Origin of the sequence: Streptomyces sp. NPDC005017, assembly GCF_042873115.1 — a bacterium.
Classification (GTDB): domain Bacteria; phylum Actinomycetota; class Actinomycetes; order Streptomycetales; family Streptomycetaceae; genus Streptomyces.
This window is the reverse complement of sequence record NZ_JBIALD010000002.1, coordinates 377,582-398,658: the sequence shown is the minus strand read 5'-3', so window position 1 is coordinate 398,658 and position 21,077 is coordinate 377,582. Positions and strand designations below refer to the sequence as shown.

The window sequence follows — 21,077 nt, the reverse complement described above, 5'->3', positions numbered from 1 at the left end:
GGGCGCGGGACTGTGTCCATGTGCGGCTCCGCCGCGTGGGCGCGACAAGCCACACACAACCCGCACCCGGAAAGCCGCACCGCCCTCAAACACAAACACCGGTGCCCCGCACACCACCCAGGTGTGCGGGGCACCGGCGCCAAAGCCGAGCGCTACGCGGGAACGCTCGCCACGCCCTGCTCCAGGAACCGCTTGCCGTTCACCCGCTCGCTGACACCCTCACGGTCCAGGTACGGCGTGATGCCGCCCAGGTGGAAGGGCCAGCCGGCGCCGGTGATCAGGCAGAGGTCGATGTCCTGCGCCTCGGCGACGACACCCTCGTCGAGCATGAGCCCGATCTCCTGGGCCACCGCGTCGAGCACGCGGTCGCGCACCTGCTCCTCGGTCAGGACGACATCGCCCTGCTTGAGCAGCGCGGCGACCTCGGGGTCCAGCTCCGGCTTGCCGGAGTCGTAGACGTAGAAGCCGCGCTTGCCGGCCTCGACGACCGCCTTGAGGTTCGGGGAGACCGTGAAGCGCTCGGGGAAGGCCCGGTTGAGGGTCTCCGAGACGTGCAGGCCGATCGCGGGACCGACCAGCTCCAGCAGGACCAGCGGCGACATCGGCAGACCGAGGGGCTCGACGCCCTTCTCGGCGACGGCGACCGGGGTGCCCTCGTCGATGACGTTCTGGATCTCGCCCATGAAACGGGTCAGGATGCGGTTCACGACGAACGCCGGGGCGTCCTTCGTCAGCACCGCGGTCTTCTTCAGCTTCTTGGCGACGCCGAAGGCCGTGGCCAGGGAGGCGTCGTCGGTCTGCTCGCCGCGGACGATCTCCAGCAGCGGGAGGATCGCGACAGGGTTGAAGAAGTGGAAGCCGACCACGCGCTCCGGGTGCTGGAGCTTGGAGGCCATCTCCGACACCGACAGCGAGGAGGTGTTGGTGGCGAGGATCGCGTGCGCCGGGGCGACCGCCTCGACCTCCGCGAACACCTTCTGCTTGACCGTCATCTCCTCGAACACGGCCTCGATGATGAAGTCCGCGTCCGCGAAGCCCTCGGCCTTGTCCAGGACACCGGTGACCAGGGCCTTCAGGCGGTTGGCCTTGTCCTGGTTGATCCGGCCCTTGCCGAGCAGCTTGTCGATCTCGGCGTGGACGTAGCCCACACCCTTGTCGACGCGCTCCTGGTCGATGTCGGTGAGGACCACCGGCACCTCGAGGCGGCGCAGGAACAGCAGCGCCAGCTGCGAGGCCATCAGGCCCGCGCCGACGACGCCGACCTTGGTGACCGGGCGCGCCAGGCTCTTGTCCGGGGCGCCGGCGGGGCGCTTGCCGCGCTTCTGCACCAGGTTGAAGGCGTAGATGCCGGAGCGCAGCTCGCCACCCATGATCAGGTCGGCGAGGGCGACGTCCTCGGCGTCGAAGCCCTTCTGGAGGTCGCCGTCCTTGGACGCCTCGATGATGTCCAGGGCGCGGTAGGCGGCCGGGGCGGCGCCGTGCACCTTGGAGTCCGCGATGAAGCGGCCCTTGGCGACGGCCTGGTCCCAGGCCTCGCCGCGGTCGATCGCCGGGCGCTCGACCACGATGTCGCCCTTGAGTACGGACGCGGTCCAGAGCAGGGACTGCTCCAGGAAGTCGGCACCCTCGAACAGGGCGTCGGCGATGCCCAGTTCGAAGACCTGCTTGCCCTTGAGCTGCTTGTTCTGGTTGAGGCTGTTCTCGATGATCACCGAGACGGCGTTCTCGGCACCGATCAGGTTCGGCAGGATGGTGCAGCCGCCCCAGCCCGGGACCAGACCGAGGAAGACCTCGGGCAGCGAGAAGGCCGGCAGGGCCTTCGACACGGTCCGGTAGGTGCAGTGCAGACCGACCTCGACGCCACCGCCCATGGCGGCACCGTTGTAGTACGCGAAGGTCGGCACGGCCAGACCGGCCAGACGCTTGAAGACGTCGTGGCCGCCCTTGCCGATGGCCAGGGCCTCCTCGTGCCGCTTCAGCAGTTCGACGCCCTTGAGGTCGGCGCCGACCGCGAAGATGAACGGCTTGCCGGTGATGCCGACGCCGACGATCGAGCCGTCCGCGGCCTCCTTCTCGACCTGGTCGACGGCGAGGTTGAGGTTCGCCAGCGACTGCGGGCCGAAGGTGGTCGGCTTGGTGTGGTCGAAGCCGTTGTCCAGCGTGATGAGCGCGAAGCGCCCGGCGCCGAACGGCAGGTCGAGGTGGCGGACGTGCGCGGACGTCACGACCTCGTCGGGGAACAGCTCGGCCGCACCCTTCAGAAGCTCAGCGGTGGTGCTCACTTGTCCCCCTCGAAGTGCGGGTTCTCCCAGATGACGGTGGCGCCCATGCCGAACCCGACACACATGGTGTTCAGGCCGTAGCGGACGTGCGGCTGCTCCTCGAACTGGCGGGCCAGCTGCGTCATCAGACGCACACCGGAGGAGGCCAGCGGGTGGCCGTAGGCGATCGCGCCGCCGTACTGGTTGACGCGCGCGTCGTCGTCGGCGATGCCGTAGTGCTCCAGGAAGGCGAGGACCTGGACGGCGAAGGCCTCGTTGATCTCGAAGAGACCGATGTCGGAGATGGACAGGCCCGCCTGCGCGAGCGCCTTCTCCGTGGCCGGGATCGGGCCGTAGCCCATGACCTCGGGCTCCACGCCGGCGAAGGCGTAGGAGACCAGGCGCATCTTGACCGGCAGGTCGTTCTCGCGGGCGAAGTCCTCGCTCGCGATGATCGACGCGGTGGCGCCGTCGTTCAGACCGGCCGCGTTGCCGGCGGTGACCCGGCCGTGCACGCGGAAGGGGGTCTTCAGGCCCTGGAGGTTCTCCAGGGTCGTGCCCGGGCGCATCGGCTCGTCGGCCGTGACCAGGCCCCAGCCGGTCTCGCCGGCCTCGGGGTTGGTGCGGCGCACCGAGATCGGCACCAGGTCCTGCTGGATCTTGCCGTCGGCGTACGCCTTGGCGGCCTTCTCCTGCGAGCGCACGGCGTACTCGTCGGCGCGCTGCTTGGTGATGGTCGGGTAGCGGTCGTGCAGGTTCTCGGCGGTCATACCCATGAACAGGGCGGACTCGTCGACGAGCTTCTCCGACACGAAGCGCGGGTTCGGGTCGACTCCCTCGCCCATGGGGTGGCGGCCCATGTGCTCGACACCGCCGGCGATGACGGCGTCGTAGGCGCCGAAGGCGATCGAACCGGCCGTCGTGGTCACGGCGGTCAGGGCGCCGGCGCACATACGGTCGATCGAGTAGCCCGGGACGGACTGCGGGAGACCCGCCAGGATGCCCGCCGTGCGGCCGAGGGTCAGGCCCTGGTCGCCGATCTGCGTGGTCGCGGCGATGGCGACCTCGTCGATCTTCTTGGGGTCCAGACCGGGGTTGCGGCGCAGCAGCTCCCTGATCGCCTTGACGACCAGGTCGTCGGCCCGGGTCTCGTGGTAGATGCCCTTCGGGCCCGCCTTGCCGAACGGGGTGCGGACGCCGTCGACGAACACGACGTCCCTGACGGTACGAGGCACGATGGCTCTCCTCCAGGGTGCGGGATGGCACTGCTGCGACACGCATGCACTGAGCGCGCGCTCAGACCCATGCTACTTACGAGTAACGTAGCTGCACAGCCCTGGAGGAGGGAGCGGCGAAGGTCACACCGCGCCGCCCCCGCGTCCTCCGGGGATCTTGGCCTGATCTCGACGCCACTGTTCCACTTGTGCCCTCCTGCGACACCGCGAACGCCCGCCCGTCGCCCGTCCCGGCGCCCGGTACTACTCGGGGACGGACAGCGCGTCCACCAGGACCGGCGTCACCTGTGCGACCTGCCAGGGCCGGGCCCCGTACCCCGCCAGCGCCGCCGCGACGGACTCGGCGTCCACCGCCTTCGGCGGCTCCCAGCAGATCCGCCGCACGGTGTCGGGGGTGATCAGGTTCTCCTGTGGCATGGCGAGCCGCTCGGCGAGCGCGGTCACGGCGGTCCGGGCCGCGGACAGCCGGGCCGCGGCGACGGGGTCCTTGTCGGCCCAGGCGCGCGGCGGCGGGGGACCCGCGACGGACTGCCCCTGCTGCGGCAGCTGCGACTCGGTCAGCGCCTTGGCCCGCTCGACCGCGGCCTGCCACTGCTCCAGCTGCCGGCGCCCCATCCGGTGCCCGAAGCCGTTGAGCGTGGCCAGGACGTGGGTGCCGGCGGGGACGGCCAGCGCGGCCTCCACGATGGCCGTGTCGGACAGCACCTTGCCGGGCGAGACGTCCCGCCGCTGCGCGATCCGGTCCCGCGTCTCCCACATCTCCCGTACGACGGCCAGCTGCCGCCGGCGCCGCACCTTGTGCATCCCGGACGTACGGCGCCAGGGGTCCTTGCGGGGCTCGGGCGGCGGCGCGGTCGCGATGGCGTCGAACTCCTCGCGGGCCCACTCCAGCTTGCCCTGCCGGTCCAGCTCCTTCTCCAGCGCGTCGCGCAGGTCGACCAGCAGCTCGACGTCCAGGGCGGCGTAGCGCAGCCAGGGCTCGGGCAGCGGGCGGGTGGACCAGTCGACGGCGGAGTGGCCCTTCTCCAGGACGTAGCCGAGGACGGACTCGACCATCGCGCCCAGGCCGACCCGCGGGAACCCGGCGAGGCGGCCGGCCAGCTCGGTGTCGAACAGCCGCTCGGGGACCATGCCTATCTCGCGCAGACAGGGCAGGTCCTGGGTGGCGGCGTGCAGCACCCACTCCACGCCCGACAGCGCTTCGCCCAGGCCGGACAGGTCGGGGCAGGCCACGGGGTCGATCAGCGCGGTGCCGGCGCCCTGGCGGCGCAGCTGCACCAGATAGGCCCGCTGTCCGTAGCGGTAGCCGGAGGCGCGCTCGGCGTCGACGGCGAGGGGGCCGGAGCCGGCCGCGAGGCGGGCGATCACGTCGGCGAGGGCGGCGTCGTCCGCGACGACGGGCGGAATGCCCTCACGGGGTTCGAGGAGAGGGATCGGCGCCCCGGCAGCAGAAGATCCGTCGTCTTCCGGAGGGGCGCCCCCGGTGGTTCGCAGTGATGTGTCTGCTGCGGTCTCTTGGGCGTCGGTCACCTGTCAAGGGTATCCATGCGTGGACGGGCCCCGCCGACGGAACGTTCCGTCGACGGGCACCCAGGGGTCGTAAACCGGTCAGGCCGGGGAAACGACGGGTTCACGTCGGCGCGGTGGCCGGAGGAGGGCGGGGCCGGGCCGGGTGGCCGGGTCCGCGCGGGGCGGTCGGGTCAGTGGATGATTCCGGTGCGCAGTGCCACCGCCACCATTCCAGCGCGGTCACCCGTGCCGAGCTTGCGGGCGATGCGGGCGAGATGGCTCTTCACGGTCAGGGCGGACAGCCCCATCGAGACACCGATGGCCTTGTTCGACTGGCCTTCGGCGACCAGGCGCAGCACCTCGACCTCACGGCCCGACAGCTCGCGGTAGCCGCCCGGGTGGCTCGGGGCACCCGGGGGGCGGCGGTGGAGCCGGGCGGCCGCGGCGCCGATGGGGGCGGCACCGGGGCGGGTGGGGAGCCCGACGTTGGAGCGGGTGCCGGTGACGACGTAGCCCTTCACTCCGCCCGCGAGGGCGTTGCGCACGGCGCCGATGTCGTCGGCCGCCGACAGGGCCAGGCCGTTGGGCCAGCCCGCGGCGCGGGTCTCGGAGAGCAGGGTCAGGCCGGAGCCGTCGGGCAGATGGACGTCGGCGACACAGATGTCGCGGGGATTGCCGATGCGGGGACGGGCCTCGGCCACGGACGACGCCTCGATCACGTCGCGCACACCGAGCGCCCACAGATGGCGGGTGACGGTGGAGCGGACGCGCGGATCGGCGACCACGACCATGGCGGTGGGCTTGTTCGGACGGTAGGCGACCAGGCTTGCGGGCTGCTCAAGAAGAACGGACACCGGGCCTCCTGGGGTGCGGGACGGCTGTCAAGGTCACAGTCGTCTTCGGCAGTAAACCCGGTGCCCTTTAGGAAATGATCACGATCTAGTGAGTAACAATTAGTGCAATTCGGACAGGCGATCGATCGTTCGGTGACCGAATCGGTTCGTTCGATCGACCGCTCCTGATTGAAAGTGGCCGTATCGACAAAGAGACGGCCGCACGGGAGCCGGATCGAACCGTCGGCGCCCCCGGAGACGGCCGTGCGCGACGGCCGAAGGGAAGGCTGAAAGGGAAGGCCGAAAGGGAAGGCCGAAAGGGAAGGCCGGCCCGAGACGCGAGCGGCCGGAGCGGGGGGTCAGCGCGACTGCGGGCCGCGCCGCTGCGGCAGCGTGACCACCGACGCGTCGCCAGGACCGGCCGGCGGCAGCCCCGCGACCTGCGCCAGCAGATCGCACCAGGCCCCCAGATGCGCCCCCGTGTCCGGAACCCCGCCCAGGCCCTCGCGCGGTGTCCACGACGCCCGGATCTCGATCTGCGAGGCGGCCGGGCGGGCCGACAGCCCCCCGAAGTGATGAGAACTCGCCCGGGTGACCGTGCCGCTCGGCTCGCCGTACGTCAGCCCGCGCGCCTGGAGCGCGCCCGTCAGCCAGGTCCAGCAGACGTCCGGCAGCAGCGGGTCGGCCGCCATCTCCGGCTCCAGCTCCGCGCGCACCAGCGTCACCAGCCGGAACGTGCCGCGCCAGGCGTCGTGCCCGGCCGGGTCGTGCAGCAGTACCAGCCGCCCGTCGGCCAGGTCCTGGTCGCCGTCCACGACGGTGGCCTCCAGCGCGTACGCGAACGGGGCCAGCCGCCGGGGCGCCGGGGTCTGCTCCACCTCGATCTGCGGACGCAGCCGGGCCGCGCGCAGCGCGTCGACTGCTGCCCGGAAAGGCGGCGGTGGCCCTGTGTCCGTTTGCCGCTCCGCCTCCTCGGTCCCCTTCGCCTCGTCCATTCCGCCAGCGTCGTCCGACAGTCGTCCCTGAGCCGCAGCCATGCGGGGAAGAGTAAGGGGAACGGGGGTCGCGCGCAGGGCAAGACACCCGGCCGGGGCGCGGCCGGTCACCTCGGGTGCGGTGCGGGCCGGGCCCCGGCGTCCGGGCGCGGCCGTGTCCGCTCCGGGGCCGTGGGAGACTTTCCGACGTGAGTGCCAACGGAAGCCCTGCGGGCCAGCAGCCGACAGCCACCTACGACTCCGCCTTCCTGAAGGCGTGCAGGCGGGAACCCGTACCGCACACGCCGGTGTGGTTCATGCGGCAGGCCGGGCGCTCGCTGCCGGAGTACCGCAAGGTCCGCGAGGGCGTCGGGATGCTCGACTCCTGCATGCGCCCCGACCTGGTCACCGAGATCACGCTCCAGCCGGTCCGCCGGCACGGCGTCGACGCGGCGATCTACTTCAGCGACATCGTCGTCCCGCTCAAGGCCATCGGCATCGACCTCGACATCAAGCCAGGCGTCGGCCCGGTCGTCGAGCGCCCCATCCGTACCCGCGCGGACCTCGCCCAGCTGCGCGACCTCACGCCCGAGGACGTCTCCTACGTCACCGAGGCCATCGGCATGCTCACCCGCGAGCTCGGCGCCACCCCGCTGATCGGGTTCGCCGGTGCCCCGTTCACCCTCGCGAGCTACCTGGTCGAGGGCGGTCCGTCGCGGACGTACGAGAACGCCAAGGCGATGATGTTCGGCGACCCCGAGCTCTGGGCCGACCTGCTCGACCGCCTCGCGGACATCACCGCCGGGTTCCTGAAGGTGCAGATCGAGGCGGGCGCCAGCGCGGTCCAGCTGTTCGACTCCTGGGCGGGCGCACTCGCCCCCGCCGACTACCGGCGCTCCGTGCTGCCCGCCTCGGCGAAGGTCTTCCGGGCCGTCGAGCCCTACGGTGTGCCGCGCATCCACTTCGGTGTCGGCACCGGTGAACTGCTCGGCCTGATGGGCGAGGCCGGCGCGGACGTCGTCGGCGTCGACTGGCGGGTGCGGCTGGACGAGGCCGCCCGCCGCGTCGGCCCCGGCAAGGCCCTCCAGGGCAACCTGGACCCGACGGTGCTGTTCGCCACCCGCGAGGCCGTCGAGACCAAGGCTCAGGAGGTCCTCGACTCCGCCGCGAGTCTGGAGGGTCACGTCTTCAACCTCGGCCACGGCGTCATGCCGTCCACCGACCCGGACGCGCTCACCCGCCTGGTGGACTACGTCCACACCCGCACCGCCCGCTGACGGAGGGCCCCGGGCCTCACCAGGTCTGCCGGGGCCGGGCGTTCCTGCCGAACAGCAGGCCGCGCGGCTCCGGGGGCGGCGGGGTGCCGGGCCGCAGCGGCCAGGCCAGCAGCATGCCCGCCAGGAAGCCCGCGACATGCGCCGCGTACGCCACCGTGGCGGCGCCCTCGACGGCGTCCCCGGAGGAGTTCACGGCCTGGAGCACGAACCAGAAGCCCAGCACGATCCAGGCGGGCAGCCGCAGCGGCAGGAAGACCAGGAAGGGCACGAGGACCCAGACACGGGCCCTCGGATACAGCACCAGGTACGCCCCCAGCACTCCGGCGACCGCCCCGGACGCCCCGATCAGCGGTTCGGCCGAGTCCGCGTCGAGCAGCGCGAAGCCGTAGGCGGCCGCGTAGCCGCAGGCGGCGTAGAACAGCGCGAAGCGGACGTGGCCCATACGGTCCTCTATGTTGTTCCCGAAGATCATCAGGAACAGCATGTTGCCCAGCAGATGCAGCAGTCCTCCGTGCAGGAACATCGCCGTCAGCACGCTGAACTCCGGCGACTTGTCGTAGCCCGGCGGCCCGATCACACAGCCCGCGCCCCGCGCGCCCATGCCCACGTCCCCGGTCGGCACCAGCCGTGGCAGCTGGTGCTGGATCAGTTCCCGGGGGACCACCGCGTACTGGTCCAGGAACGCCCGCATGCCGCAGGTGTCGGCCAGGGTCCCGCCGCGGTAGGGCATGTAGAGGAACACGAGGACGTTCGCGGCGATCAGGGCGTACGTCACCCAGGGGGTGCGGCGCACCGGGTTCACGTCATGGACGGGGATGACCACGGTGGACTTCTGCCCTGGATCCGGGCGGTGAACCGGTGAACACGGGCGCGCGTGCGTGCGTATGACTCGGCATGGCGATGAACGAGCAAGTCGGTCCCACCCTGCACGCCCTGCCCGACGGCGAGGCCGAGATCGCTCTGGTGGTGCGGTTGCCCTGGGAGGACGTGGCCCGGCTGGGCCAGGAGGCGGGCCGGCTGGCCATGCAGATGAAGCGGCCGGTGACCCTGGACGAGGCCGTCAGCCACCGGCTCCGCTCACGGCCCGCGACGGCCGCGCACGCGAAGCCGAGCGAACCGGCCGCGGTGTCCACCCTGCCCAGGGTGTCCGGGTCGGCCTGACCCCCACCCGTCACCCTTCCCCTCCACCTCACCCCGTCACCCCTGCCGTACCCTCGCCGCCGCCTTGCGCGCCGCCACCAGCACCGGGTCCCACACGGGGCTGAACGGCGGGGCGTAGCCCAGGTCCAGGGCCGTCATCTGGTCCACCGTCATCCGCGCGGTCAGGGCGACGGCGGCGATGTCGACGCGCTTGGCGGCGCCCTCCCGGCCGACGATCTGGACGCCGAGCAGCCGGCCCGTGCCGTGCTCGGCGATCATCTTGACGGTCATGGCGGAGGCGCCCGGGTAGTACCCCGCGCGGCTGGTGGACTCGACCGTGACCGTCTCGAACCGCAGTCCCGCCCGCCGGGCGTCCTTCTCCCGCAGGCCCGTGCGGGCGATCTCCAGGTCGCAGACCTTGCTGACCGCCGTGCCGACCACACCGGGGAAGGTGGCGTACCCGCCGCCGACGTTGGTGCCGATGACCTGGCCGTGCTTGTTGGCGTGGGTGCCCAGGGCGATATGGCGTTCGCGGCCCGAGACGAGGTCGAGGACCTCCACGCAGTCGCCGCCAGCCCAGATGTTCCGGTGGCCGCGAACCCGCATCGCGAGGTCGGTGAGCAGTCCGCCGTGCTCACCCAGCGGCAGCCCGGCCGCGCGCGCCAGGGCCGTCTCCGGGCGGACACCGATGCCCAGGACCACCACGTCCGCCGGGTACTCGGCGTCGGCGGTGGTCACCGCGCGGACCCGGCCGTCCTCGCCGGTGGGGAACCCGGTGACCTCGGCGTCGTCGACCATGGTGATGCCGAGGCCCGTCATCGCCCGGTGCACCAGACGGCCCATGTCCGGGTCGAGCGTCGACATCGGCTCGCTGCCCCGGTTCACGACGGTGACCTCGAACCCGCGGTTGATCAGCGCCTCGGCCATCTCCACGCCGATGTACCCGGCGCCGACCACCACCGCCCGCCGCCCGCGCGTGCGCTCCAGCGTGTCCAGCAGCGCCTGTCCGTCGTCCAGGGTCTGCACCCCGTGCACGCCCGGCGCGTCGGCCCCCGGCATGTCCGGGCGGACCGGGCGGGCCCCCGTGGCGATCACCAGATCGTCGTACGACGTCCAGTCCTCGGCCCCGGAGTCGACGTCACGCGCGCGTACCCGCCGCCCCGCCACGTCGATCTCCACGACCTCCGTGCGCAGCCGCAGACCGATCCCGCGCGCGCGGTGCTCCTCGGGGGAACGGGCGATCAGCTCGTCCCGGCCGGCCACGTCACCGCCCACCCAGTACGGGATGCCGCACGCCGAGTAGGAGGTGAAGTGGCCGCGCTCGAACGCCACGATCTCCAGCTCGTCCGGGCCCCTGAGCCGGCGCGCCCGGGACGCGGCGGACATGCCCGCCGCGTCCCCGCCGATCACGACCAGGCGCCTGCCCGCGTTCCCCGTCCCACCGTTCATGGTCATGCGAACACGCTACGGGGCCACGGCGTTTCAGTCCCGCCCGTCCCCCTCCGTCCCGCCGCCGGGCCGCTCCCCGGCCGCGGGCCGGGCGCCGAACGCGGGCAGCGGGCCGGGCGCGGCCGCCGTGGGCGCGGGCCCCGCCGCGCGGGGCAGCCGGGGCCGTACGACCCGCAGCCACAGCAGCGCCAGCAGACCCAGCGCCGCCGCGAACGGCAGCACCGCGCCCAGCACCAGCGCGATCCACCGCAGGGTCGTCAGAAACGCGCCCCAGCCGCCCGACAGGGCGTCGACGAAGCCCGGGTCGTCGTCCTCGGCCGCCCGCTCCACCGGCGTCTCGCTCAGCGACACCGTGATCGTCGCGAGGCTCGTACGGTCCTTCAGGGACACCTGCCGCGCCAGCAGCGCCTCCAGGTCGGACTGACGGGCACTCAGCTCGCCCTCCAGCTGCACCACATCGGTGAGCCGGGTGGCCCGGTCCATCAGCTCCCGGATCCGGGCCACGCTCGCGCGCTGCGTCCTGATGCGGCTCTCCACGTCGACGACCTGGTCGGTGACGTCCTCCGCCCGGGCGGTGCGCTCCAGCAGCTTCCCCGAACCCTCCAGGTCGTCGAGCACCTCGTCGTAGGCCTCGACCGGCACCCGCAGCACCACACGGGTGCGCTCGCGGCCCCCGGAGTCACGGGTGGTGCTCTCCCGGCCCACGTAGCCGCCCGCGCCCTCGGCGACCGTACGGGCCTCCTCCAGGGCCTCCGGGACGTCCTCGACCTGCACGGTCAGCGAGGCCGTGCGGATGATGTCGTTCACCGGCCCGGGCGCGGGAGGCGCCGTGCGGCCGGACGCCGCGTCGGCGTCCGCGGGGCCCTGCCCGGCCGCCCGCTCGGGTTGGACCTGTGCCTTGGCGGCGTCGGAGGACGACCCGCCGGAGTCGGACGCGCCGCTGCACCCGGTCAGCGCCAGGGCGGCGGCGAGCAGGACCCCCGCGAGAACCTGCGCGGATCGTGCCGTACGTACGTGCATGGGCCTACCCCCCCAGGGCTGGGACTGCTGACGCTCCTTTGACGCACCGACCCGCCCGGCTCGTTCGCCCGCCGCGGTTCCGAACCCGTCACGGTCGGGACTCGGCGGGGCCACGAGACCCCGGGCGCGGGCCCGCCGGGGACCTTCGGCCGGGCCGGAGGGCCCGGCCGGAACGCCGGTGCCGGATGAGAGGGTGGGGGCATGAGCGCACAAGGCACGCGGAACAGGCATGTCGTCGTCATCGGGGCCGGGATCGCCGGGCTGGCCGCCGCCCACCGGCTGCTCGGGCGTGGCGCGACGGTGACCGTGCTGGAGGCCTCCGGCCGGGTCGGCGGCAAGCTGCTGCCCGGCGAGATCGCGGGCGCGCGGGTGGACCTCGGCGCCGAGTCGCTGCTGGCCCGCCGCCCCGAGGCGGTCGCCCTGGCCCGCGAGACCGGCCTCGCCGACAGCCTCCAGCCGCCCGCCACCGCCACCGCCTCGCTCTGGACCCGCGGTGCGCTGCGCCCCATGCCCAAGGGCCATGTCATGGGCGTCCCCGGCACCGCCGCCGCGCTGGCCGGAGTGCTGTCCGCCGAGGGACTGAAGCGCATCGGGGCCGACGCCGAACTGCCGCGCACCGAGACCGGCGACGACGTCGCGGTCGGCGAGTTCGTCGCCGCCCGGCTCGGCCGTGAGGTCGTCGACCGGCTCGTCGAACCGCTCCTGGGCGGGGTGTACGCGGGCGACGCCTACCGCATCTCGATGCGCTCGGCCGTCCCGCAGCTGTTCCAGGCCGCCCAGCGGCACACCTCGCTCACCGAGGCCGTGCGCGAGATCCAGGCCGCGGCTGCCGCCGCGCGGCAGACCGGGCCCGTGTTCCTCGGTATCGCCGGAGGCGTGGGCCGGCTGCCCCTCGCGGTCGCCGAGTCGGTCCGCGCGCGCGGCGGCGAGATCCTCACCCACACGCGCGTGACGGAACTGCGCCGCGAGCAGGACGGCTGGCGCGTCGTCACCGCCGACCGGGCGCTGCACGCCGACGGCGTCGTCGTCGCCGTGCCGGCGCCCGCCGCCGCGGCGCTGCTGCGCGCCGAGGCCCCCGCCGCCGCGGCCGAGCTGACCGCCGTCGAGTACGCCTCGATGGCCCTGGTCACCCTCGCCTACCGGCGCGCCGACGTGCACCTGCCCGAGGGCAGCGGCTTCCTGGTCCCGCCCGTCGACGGCCGCACGATCAAGGCCTCCACCTTCGCCTCGCAGAAGTGGGGCTGGATCGACGCCGAGAACCCGGACGTGGCCGTGCTGCGCACCTCCGTCGGCCGGCACCGCGAGACCGGGATCCTCGACCGTCCCGACGCCGCCCTCGTCGACGTCTCCCGGCACGACCTGCGCGAGGCGACCGGGCTGGACGCCGTCCCGCTCGACACCCGCGTCACCCGCTGGACGGACGGTCTGCCCCAGTACCCGGTCGGCCACCACGCGCGCGTGGCCCGCATCCGCGAGCACGTCGCAGCGCTGCCCGCCCTCGCCGTGTGCGGCGCGGCCTACGACGGCGTCGGCGTCCCCGCCTGCGTCGCGAGCGCCGAAGCGGCGGTCGACCAGCTGGACGGCGACCTCACCGCCGTGACCGCGCTGACGGCCGCCCCGGTGCAGAGTCTCCACGGCGGAGCGGGAGAATAGGGACCATGAGTGACGACGCCCCCACCACCGGCCCCGACCGGATCCCGAACAAGGGCAAGCTGGCCAAGGACCTCAACGAGGTCATCCGCTACACCCTGTGGTCCGTCTTCCAGCTGAAGGACGTGCTCCCCGAGGACCGCGCGGGCTACGCCGAAGAGGTCCAGGAGCTGTTCGACCAGCTCGCCGCCAAGGACGTCACCGTCCGCGGCACCTACGACGTCTCCGGCCTGCGCGCCGACGCCGACCTCATGATCTGGTGGCACGCCGAGACGGCCGACCAGCTCCAGGAGGCGTACAACCTCTTCCGCCGCACCCGGCTCGGCCGCGCGCTGAAGCCGGTGTGGTCGAACATGGCGCTGCACCGCCCCGCCGAGTTCAACCGCTCGCACATCCCGGCGTTCCTCGCCGACGAGACGCCGCGGAACTACGTCAGCGTCTACCCCTTCGTGCGCTCCTACGACTGGTACCTCCTGCCCGAGGAGGACCGCCGCCGGATGCTCGCCGACCACGGCAAGATGGCCCGCGGCTACCCCGACGTGCGCGCCAACACGGTCGCCTCGTTCTCGCTGGGCGACTACGAGTGGCTGCTGGCCTTCGAGGCGGACGAGCTGTACCGCATCGTCGACCTGATGCGTCACCTGCGGGCCTCCGAGGCTCGCCTGCACGTCCGCGAGGAGGTCCCCTTCTTCACCGGCAGGAGGAAGGACGTGGCCGAGCTGGTGGCGGGCCTGGCCTGAGTGCCCGAGGCGCGCGGGGCCGCATCGATCCGCGGCTCCGCCGCCCGGGCGCGACCCGCGAACGGGCGACCGTCCTTTCCCGCGAACCGTCACTCCGACGGCGAGGGAGCAGGCTCCGCCCGTCACTCCGACGGCGACGGAACAGGCTCCGCCCGCCCCGCGCACGCGGCACGCCGCCCCGGCGTCCGCCCCTCCAGCAGATACGCCTCCAGATAGGCGTTCACGCACCGGTTCGGCCCCCCGGCCACCCCGTGGGACCCCGCGTCCCGCTCGGTCACCAGCACCGACCCGGCCAGCCGCCGGTGCAGCTCCAGCGCCCCCTCGTACGGCGCGGCCGCGTCCCGCTCCGCGGAGAGAATCAGCAGCGGCGGCAGCTCACCCGGCCCGGTCCGCACGTCCAGGACCCGCTGCGGCGGCGCGGGCCAGTACGCGCAGGGCAGATTCGCCCAGACGTTGTCCCAGGTCTCGAACGGTGCCGCCCGGGCCAGCCGGGTGTTGTCCCGGTCCCACACCCTCCAGTCCCGCGGCCAGGGCGCGTCGTTGCACTCCACGGCCGAGTACACCGCGGCCGAGTTCTCCGCCTCCGCGGCCGCCTCCCGGACCGGCCCGGCCACGTCGACCAGCAGCTGCGGATCGCCCTCGAGGTACGCCGACAGCGCCTCGGCCCGCAGCGGCCAGAAGTCGTCGTAGTAGCCGGCCTGGAGGAAGGCACCCTGCAACTGGCCCGGCCCCACCTCGCCGCCCGCGGGCTCCGCCGACAGCCGGGCCCGGGCCCGTTCGTAGCTGCGCAGCACCTTCGCCGCGGTGTTCCCGAGGCCGTAGACGTTGTCGTGCCGGGCGATCCACTCCCGGAAGTCGGTCCAGCGGTCCTCGAACGCGGCCGACTGCGCGAGGTTGTTGCGGTACCAGATCCGCTCCGGGTCGGGGTTCACGGGGGAGTCGAACACCATCCGCCGCACGTGCGAGGGGAACATCGCCGCGTACAGCGCCCCGAAGTAGGTGCCGTAGGAGGCGCCCATGAAGGTCAGCCGGCTCTCGCCGAGGGCCGCGCGCAGGACGTCGAGGTCACGGGCGTTGTTGAGGGAGTGGTAGTGCCGCAGCGCGCTGCCGTTGCGCTCCGCGCAGCCGCGCGCGTAGGCCCTGGCCCGGGCGATGCGTTCCCGCTTGTACGACTCCGAGGGGTGGGTCGGCGCCGGGGAGGGCCCCTTGAAGTACCGCTTCGGATCCTGGCAGGACAGCGGCGCCGAGCGGCCGACACCGCGCGGGGCGTAGCCGACGAGGTCGTAGGCGGCGGCCAGGCGCTTCCACTCCGGCATCAGGCCCATCAGCGGGAAGTAGAAGCCGGAGGAGCCGGGACCGCCCGGGTTGAAGACCAGGGCGCCCTGGCGGGGCACCTTGCGCTTGCTGTTCAACGGGTCGCGCTGGGTTGCCCGGACCCGGCTGACGGTGAGCCGGATCTTCCTGCCGTCGGGCCGGGCGTAGTCGAGCGGGACGGTGACCGTGCCGCACTGCATGCTGCCGGGCATGTCCTGAGCCTCGGAGCATCTGCCGAACTCGATCCCGGCCGCGCCCGCGCGGGCGGCGGCGACGGCGGTGCCGCGCAGTTCGGCCGCCGGACGGGACGGCGGCCCGGCGGCGCCGGGGCCGCCGGTGGCGCTCCCGGCCGGGGCCGCGGCGAGGGTGGTCAGCAGCAGCGCGGCGGCCGACGCTCCGGCGGCCGAGTGACGGACGGCAGCTCTCATCGCGGATCCCTTCGGTGCACGGCGGCGACACAAGGGATGGTTCGTCCGGCGGCCGGGCGAGGCAAGCACCGCCCGCCCGGTGTCGGCCCCGATACCCCCTGTGCGCCCCGTACGGGTGTGCGCCGTCACCCGTCCCGGTCGCGCTCCCGCCCCAGGTACTCCTCACGGTGTTCGAACGCCGCGCGCAGATCCGGTTCGCCGACCGCCCGGACGCCGAGCATCGCGACGGAGGTGAGGAAGGCCCGGTCGCCGCTCCCGCCGCCGTGCCGGGCCAGCGCGCCGAGCAGACGCCGCCCGGCGGGGGAGGCCCAGCGCGAGTAGGGGTGCGTCTCGAACCGGGCTATCGCCAGACAGCCGAGGGCGAGCACGAGGGGCAGCGCGAACCACAGCGCCATCAGGTGCCGCGGCATGTCCTCCGGCACGGGCAGCAGCAGCGCGGCCGCGCCGAGCACCGGCACCACCACGACGGCGGCCCACACCTGGCGCACGGCCGAGGCGACGGTGGAGCGGCCCGCGTCGGGCACGGCGAGTCCCGCGCCGACCAGGCGTTCGGACAGCGCGCGTACGGAGTCGGCGGCGGCCGCTGCGGTGCGGACCGGCGCTATCCGGGACTGGCCCCGCGGGCCGATCGCCCCGAGCACCGAACGCTCCATCTCGTCGCGTCCGCGCGGGTCGACCACCGTCGCCCAGCCGGTGTGCGCGAGCAGCAGCCGTCGCTGACGGGCCATCGACACCAGCGTCAGATCGGCGACCCGGCGGGGGCCGCCGGACAGGAACGCCGCCTCGTAGAGGGTCAGCTCATGGTGTCCGTCGGCGCGAGGGGCGCTCGCCTCCGCGGCCGCGGCGCGTACCGCGGCCAGGCACAGCCGGGTGCAGGTGAGGCCGGCGGCGGCCCAGGCCAGCAGCAGGAAGAGGACCCAGAACATCCTGCGTTTCTATGCCAGAGGCCGAGGAATCGCCATGCCCCGTTCACCATCCGGACGCGGTGTCGCGGGTGGGTGACGTTCCGTTCACCCGGTCCGCTACGACTGCCGCGGTGTGGGCGGGCTGGTCGCCGCGGGCGGCAGCGCGTAACTCGGCGAGGGCGGCGGGGTCACCGGCACGGCGGGCGCAGGGTCGGCGGTCGGGCCCGGCGGGGCGGGGGAGCTGGTGATCGGCGGGGTGCTGGTGGCCGCCATGTCGCGGGCCAGCTGGTCGAAGTCGACGTATCCCGTGGCCTCCAGGACCTTGATGTGGTCCAGCACGGTGGAGTTGGCGTCGTCGGCGAGCTGGCGCACCAGCGAGTTGCGGGTGCTCGCGCGGACCTGGGCGACCACGCCGAAGACCCTGCCGTGCGCGAGCCGCAGGATGTTGGCGAACTCGCGGTCGTACGTGGTGCCCTGCGCCGCGTCGAGCGTGCCGAGCCAGGCCTGCTGCTGCTCGTTGGGCTCGTTGGGCAGCTCCAGGCCCAGCCGCTTCGCCACGTCGCGCACCCGGTCGTCGAGGAACACATGGCCGTCGACCAGGTGCTGTCCCGCCGTGCGGACGGCCTGGGTGGTGCCCTTCTCCTGTGCCTGCTGGCCGGCCGGCAGCTCCCACAGGCCCGCCAGGCGGACCTTGGTGACGAACTCCCTGTCCAGCGCGGACAACGGGCCGAACCGGGTCTGTACCGACTGGTCGGCGAGCACGTCGGGGCCGGTGCCCGAGCGGTCGGCGTACGACCAGAGCGGGAAGACGAGGGCCAGCAGCGTCGCGGTCAGACCCGCGACGATGAGCCCGGTGCCGTTGAACACGCCTCTGCCGGAGATGGGCGGTCGCGGTCGCATGGTGCCTCCTGTTGCGGCACCGCACGCTAGTACGTTTCTGGTGCGGGGTTGGCATATTACTGCGGACTTCAGGCCAACTTCCGTACGGGGACAGAACCTTGCAACTCGGTCATCCCGGAGCGAACAGGAGCTCCGGCGGGACGCCAAAGCGGGGCGGAGGCTGCCGAAACAGGCGTACCGGCGAGGGTGTTAGCCGCGGCACATTTCAGCCACGGCCGAAAGAGGCCAGGTCAGCGACGCAGCAGCACCTTGCGCGTGGCCCGCGCGAGACGGGCGTGGGGGCGGGTCCGCGGGGCCGGGCCCGAGCGGTCGAGCCACCAGGTGCGCAGCTCCCGCCGCACGCGGGCGTCCTCCGCCCCGCCCTCGTTCAGCACGTGCTCGGCGAAGGCCAGGGCGTCGTGCCGGTAGCCGCCGGTCATCGGGCGCCGCTGGGCGTAGCCGAGGAACGCGGCACGGTAGCCCTCGCCGAGGATCTCCGGCAGCTCCGGCGCCACCTTCGCCACCACGTCCGCCCGCTTCGCGGCCAGCGCCCGCGCCTGCACCCGCAGCCGCGCCCGGTCGAACCCCTCGGGCACGGGCGTCCCGGCCACCAGCGCCGACAGCAGGGCCGCCTGCGCGAGCCCGAGGCGCTGGCGGGGTGCCTCGTCGGACGAGGGGCCGCAGCCGGGGCGGTCCCCGGTGACTCCGGCTCCGGCGACGTGACCGGCGCTGCCGGCCGTCTCGCGTGCTCTGCGCCCCGCCTCCACCGCACCCCGGATCGAGTCCAGTTCCCGCTCCAGCTCGCCCGGCCCGGGGAAGTTCTCGTCGCGCTCCAGCAGGACGCCCGGCGGCGCGACGCGGGAGGCGAGGTCCTCCAGGATGCCGAGGACGGGCCGGGGGACCGGGTGGGCGTGGCTGTCGTGCCAGACCCCGTCGCGCTCGAAACCGCCGGCGACATGCACATAGGCGATGGCTTCGAGGGGGAGCTCGGCGAGCGCCTTGGCGGGGTCCTCGCCGCGGTTGACGTGGTTGGTGTGCAGGTTGGCCACGTCGATCAGCAGCCGTACGCCGGTGCGGTCGGCCAGGTCGTACAGGAACTGGCCCTCGGTCATCTCCTCGCCCGGCCAGCCGATCAGCGCGGCGATGTTCTCGACGGCCAGCGGCACGGGCAGCGCGTCCTGGGCGATGCGGATGTTCTCGCACAGCACGTCGAGGGCGTCCCGGGTGCGCGGCACGGGCAGCAGGTGCCCGGCCTCCAGACGCGGGGACGCGGTCAGCCGCCCGCCCGCCCGGACGAACGCGATGTGCTCGGTGACCAGCGGCGAGCCCAGCGCCTCGGCCCGCTCGGCGAGCGCGGTCAGCCGCTCCTCGTCGGGCCGGTCCGCGCCGCCGAGGCCGAGCGCCACCCCGTGCGGGACGACGGTCACCCCGCGCTCGCGCAGCCGCAGCAGGGACTCGGGCAGATGCCCCGGGCAGACGTTCTCGGCGACCACCTCGACCCAGTCGATCCCCGGCATCGCCTCCACGGCGTCCGCGATCTCCGGCCGCCAGCCGATCCCCGTCCCCAGTCGCTCCACGGTCCCTCCCCCGTCGTTCCGTGCAGGCCGCCGCTCCCGGCGTGTGTTGTGGGGGGTATGGCCCCGCGGCCGGGGCACGAACCCCGCCGCGGGCGCCTTCAGAGCAACATTTGAGGTTGGGGTACCGACCGGCGGTACCCCGACCTCGGGGCGGTCCCTACTGGAGGAAGCCCTCGGAGTCCACCGGGTCCGGCCGGCCCGTGTTGACCGTCCCGGGCGCGCCCGGCGACGGCCGCGAGGTCGTCCGGATGTCCCCGGTCGGCCCGGCGACGGGCGCCGACGGCACGGGCTGGCCCGGCACCGGCGGCGGCGGACCCGTGGGGCTCGCGGTCGAGGCGTTCGCCGCGTCGTTGGCGATGGCGTCGAAGTCGACCTTGCCGGTCTTCTCCAGGATCGTGATGTGGTCGAGCACGGTCTGGTTGGCGTCGGACGCGAGCTGGCGCACCAGGGTGTTGCGGGTGCTGTTCCGCACCGCGCCGATGGCCGGGAAGATCTTGCCGTGCGCGGACCGCAGCAGGTTGACGAACTTGTACTCGTACTCCGGGCCGGTCGCCGCCGTCATCTCCTGGAGCCAGCCCTGCTGCTGCTCGGTGGGCTGGTTCGGCAGCGCGACGCCGAGCTGCGCCGCCACGATCCGCACCCGCTTGTCCAGGTCGGTGTGACCGACGATCAGGTGGTCGCCGGCCTCCTTGATCGCCGCGCTCGGCGCCCGCTCGATGGCCTGCTGCCCGGCGGGCAGCTCCCACAGCCCCGCCAGCCTCACCCGGACGATCAGATCCCGGTCGGAGGCCGTCAGCGGCCCCCACCGTGTGTTCACCGTCCCGGCGTCGAGGTTCGCCTGACCCGTCCCCGAGCGGTCCGCGTAGGACCATACGGGGAAGGCGAGTGCGCCGACGGTGGCGACGAGGGCCGCGATGATGAAGGCCGTACCGTTGATACGCCGCAAGGAAGCCTCCTGGGGAAACCGACTGGTCGCTGGGGCAGGTGATGCACGGCCAGCGCACAGAGGTACGTGTGGTGTCCCCGGAATGTTCAAGCCCGTGCCGGGTGATTCGGCGCCGGGTGCGCGAGGGCCCCGGCCCGCCCTTCTACGGCCGTGGCAGCCGCAGCCGGGAGCAGTAGCGGCTGCCGCCCTCCGCCACCACCGTGCAACTGCCCGGCGCGACCTCGGTGAAGCCCGCGTCCCGGACCAACGGCAGCCCGCCCGCGGTCAGTTCGCTCCACCGGTCCGGCCCGGCGGTGCGCACGGCGAGCGGGTGGCCGGCCTCGCGCCAGGCGGCGCGCTCCTCGCCGGACAGCTCCCACCAGGCGAGCTGGGCGCCGTGTCCGGCCTGGGCCATCGCCTTGCCGGCCGACATCTCCACCCCGGGGTTCATCCACAGCACCGGCGCGACCGGGTCCGCCGCGACCGGGGCCCCGGGATCGTCCAGGTCGGTGCCCGACACCTGGAGCCGGGCGAGGTCCTTCGGCCAGCCGTCCAGCGGCACCGGCGGGAACACCCGCACCTGGGCCGCCCTGCCCGTCACCGTGATCCCGTCCAGCGCCTCGGCCCGCCGCCACTCCGCGCCCCGGGCCCGCCGCACGACCTTGCGGATACGGGCGTCCTGCCAGTCGCCCATGGCCCGCGCCCACTCCCCGTCGCCCGCCGACCGCTCGTCGGAGAGGATCGTGAGCACCGCGCGCGCCGCCGTCTCCAGCGCGTCCGTACGCGCGGGCGGATCACCCCGCTCGATGCGGACGACGAGGGGCAGCACGAACTGCGGCGCCAGGTCACGGTCACCGGGCGCGGTACGGAAGGGGCTCTCACTGGTCACGCCGTCCAGTGTGCCAACCCCGGACGCGCGCCCGATCACCTGATCGGCCCCGGTGAGGGGAAGGCCCCCGGA

18 protein-coding genes are annotated in these 21,077 nt (G+C 73.5%); 4 read left to right on the top strand and 14 right to left on the bottom strand.

Annotated elements, in window-relative coordinates; all coding sequences use genetic code 11:
- Positions 1–152: 152 nt before the first annotated feature.
- The 5 genes from ACFYR0_RS04565 to ACFYR0_RS04545 form a co-directional block, all read right to left on the bottom strand.
- A complete protein-coding gene (locus ACFYR0_RS04565) occupies positions 153–2,282 on the bottom strand; it encodes a 3-hydroxyacyl-CoA dehydrogenase NAD-binding domain-containing protein (RefSeq protein ID WP_389321800.1) in 2,130 nt (709 codons plus the stop codon).
- Entirely contained in the window at positions 2,279–3,496 is a 1,218-nt protein-coding gene (locus tag ACFYR0_RS04560; RefSeq protein WP_389321798.1) for a thiolase family protein, read from the bottom strand. Before ACFYR0_RS04560 ends, ACFYR0_RS04565 begins: the two co-directional genes overlap by 4 nt.
- Positions 3,497–3,739: 243 nt before the next feature.
- Positions 3,740–5,026 carry a ribonuclease D gene (locus tag ACFYR0_RS04555; RefSeq protein ID WP_389321796.1) on the bottom strand — a complete coding sequence of 429 codons (1,287 nt, stop codon included), beginning with the start codon at positions 5,024–5,026 and terminating at the stop codon, positions 3,740–3,742.
- 170 nt (positions 5,027–5,196) lie between these two features.
- Positions 5,197–5,859 carry a LuxR C-terminal-related transcriptional regulator gene (locus ACFYR0_RS04550; protein ID WP_386380843.1) on the bottom strand — a complete coding sequence of 221 codons (663 nt, stop codon included), beginning with the start codon at positions 5,857–5,859 and terminating at the stop codon, positions 5,197–5,199.
- Between the two features lie 338 nt (positions 5,860–6,197).
- Entirely contained in the window at positions 6,198–6,875 is a 678-nt protein-coding gene (locus ACFYR0_RS04545; RefSeq protein WP_389321794.1) for a DUF3000 domain-containing protein, read from the bottom strand.
- Positions 6,876–7,021: 146 nt separating this feature from the next.
- On the opposite strand from ACFYR0_RS04545, the gene hemE reads away from it, so the two are divergent.
- A complete protein-coding gene (gene hemE, locus ACFYR0_RS04540; RefSeq protein WP_389321792.1) occupies positions 7,022–8,089 on the top strand; it encodes a uroporphyrinogen decarboxylase in 1,068 nt (355 codons plus the stop codon).
- 16 nt (positions 8,090–8,105) lie between these two features.
- On the opposite strand, the gene ACFYR0_RS04535 is transcribed toward hemE, so the two are convergent.
- The gene (locus ACFYR0_RS04535) at positions 8,106–8,912 is read right to left on the bottom strand and encodes a rhomboid family intramembrane serine protease (RefSeq protein ID WP_389321790.1); all 807 of its coding nucleotides are present in this window, start codon (positions 8,910–8,912) and stop codon (positions 8,106–8,108) included.
- 77 nt (positions 8,913–8,989) lie between these two features.
- Here ACFYR0_RS04535 and ACFYR0_RS04530 point away from each other — a divergent pair, with 77 nt between their 5' ends.
- On the top strand, positions 8,990–9,250 hold the full coding sequence (locus ACFYR0_RS04530) for a hypothetical protein (RefSeq protein ID WP_389321788.1): 261 nt from the start codon (positions 8,990–8,992) through the stop codon (positions 9,248–9,250).
- A 36-nt stretch (positions 9,251–9,286) separates the two neighbouring features.
- On the opposite strand, the gene ACFYR0_RS04525 is transcribed toward ACFYR0_RS04530, so the two are convergent.
- Positions 9,287–10,684, bottom strand: a complete 1,398-nt coding sequence (locus ACFYR0_RS04525; RefSeq protein ID WP_389321786.1) for an FAD-dependent oxidoreductase — start codon at positions 10,682–10,684, stop codon at positions 9,287–9,289.
- Between the two features lie 27 nt (positions 10,685–10,711).
- Positions 10,712–11,698, bottom strand: coding sequence for a DUF4349 domain-containing protein (locus ACFYR0_RS04520; RefSeq protein WP_389321784.1), 987 nt, complete (start codon positions 11,696–11,698; stop codon positions 10,712–10,714).
- 201 nt (positions 11,699–11,899) lie between these two features.
- Between ACFYR0_RS04520 and hemG the strand changes: the two genes are divergently transcribed.
- Positions 11,900–13,351, top strand: a complete 1,452-nt coding sequence (hemG, locus tag ACFYR0_RS04515; RefSeq protein WP_389321782.1) for a protoporphyrinogen oxidase — start codon at positions 11,900–11,902, stop codon at positions 13,349–13,351.
- 5 nt (positions 13,352–13,356) lie between these two features.
- On the top strand, positions 13,357–14,088 hold the full coding sequence (gene hemQ / locus ACFYR0_RS04510; RefSeq protein WP_386380851.1) for a hydrogen peroxide-dependent heme synthase: 732 nt from the start codon (positions 13,357–13,359) through the stop codon (positions 14,086–14,088).
- Positions 14,089–14,210: 122 nt separating this feature from the next.
- Here hemQ and ACFYR0_RS04505 read toward each other — a convergent pair whose 3' ends face one another.
- The 6 genes from ACFYR0_RS04505 to ACFYR0_RS04480 form a co-directional block, all read right to left on the bottom strand.
- Positions 14,211–15,830 carry an alpha/beta hydrolase gene (locus ACFYR0_RS04505; RefSeq protein ID WP_389321780.1) on the bottom strand — a complete coding sequence of 540 codons (1,620 nt, stop codon included), beginning with the start codon at positions 15,828–15,830 and terminating at the stop codon, positions 14,211–14,213.
- 125 nt (positions 15,831–15,955) lie between these two features.
- A complete protein-coding gene (locus ACFYR0_RS04500) occupies positions 15,956–16,756 on the bottom strand; it encodes a TIGR04222 domain-containing membrane protein (RefSeq protein ID WP_389321778.1) in 801 nt (266 codons plus the stop codon).
- Positions 16,757–16,852: 96 nt separating this feature from the next.
- Entirely contained in the window at positions 16,853–17,635 is a 783-nt protein-coding gene (locus ACFYR0_RS04495) for a DUF4142 domain-containing protein (RefSeq protein WP_389321776.1), read from the bottom strand.
- Positions 17,636–17,865: 230 nt separating this feature from the next.
- Positions 17,866–19,191 carry a DUF692 domain-containing protein gene (locus ACFYR0_RS04490; RefSeq protein ID WP_389321774.1) on the bottom strand — a complete coding sequence of 442 codons (1,326 nt, stop codon included), beginning with the start codon at positions 19,189–19,191 and terminating at the stop codon, positions 17,866–17,868.
- A 157-nt stretch (positions 19,192–19,348) separates the two neighbouring features.
- Complete coding sequence (locus ACFYR0_RS04485; RefSeq protein ID WP_389321772.1) at positions 19,349–20,137, bottom strand: DUF4142 domain-containing protein; 789 nt, start codon at positions 20,135–20,137, stop codon at positions 19,349–19,351.
- Positions 20,138–20,279: 142 nt separating this feature from the next.
- Positions 20,280–21,005 (bottom strand): peptidyl-tRNA hydrolase, encoded by a 726-nt coding sequence (locus tag ACFYR0_RS04480; RefSeq protein WP_389321770.1) that lies wholly within the window; start codon positions 21,003–21,005, stop codon positions 20,280–20,282.
- Positions 21,006–21,077 lie beyond the last annotated feature (72 nt).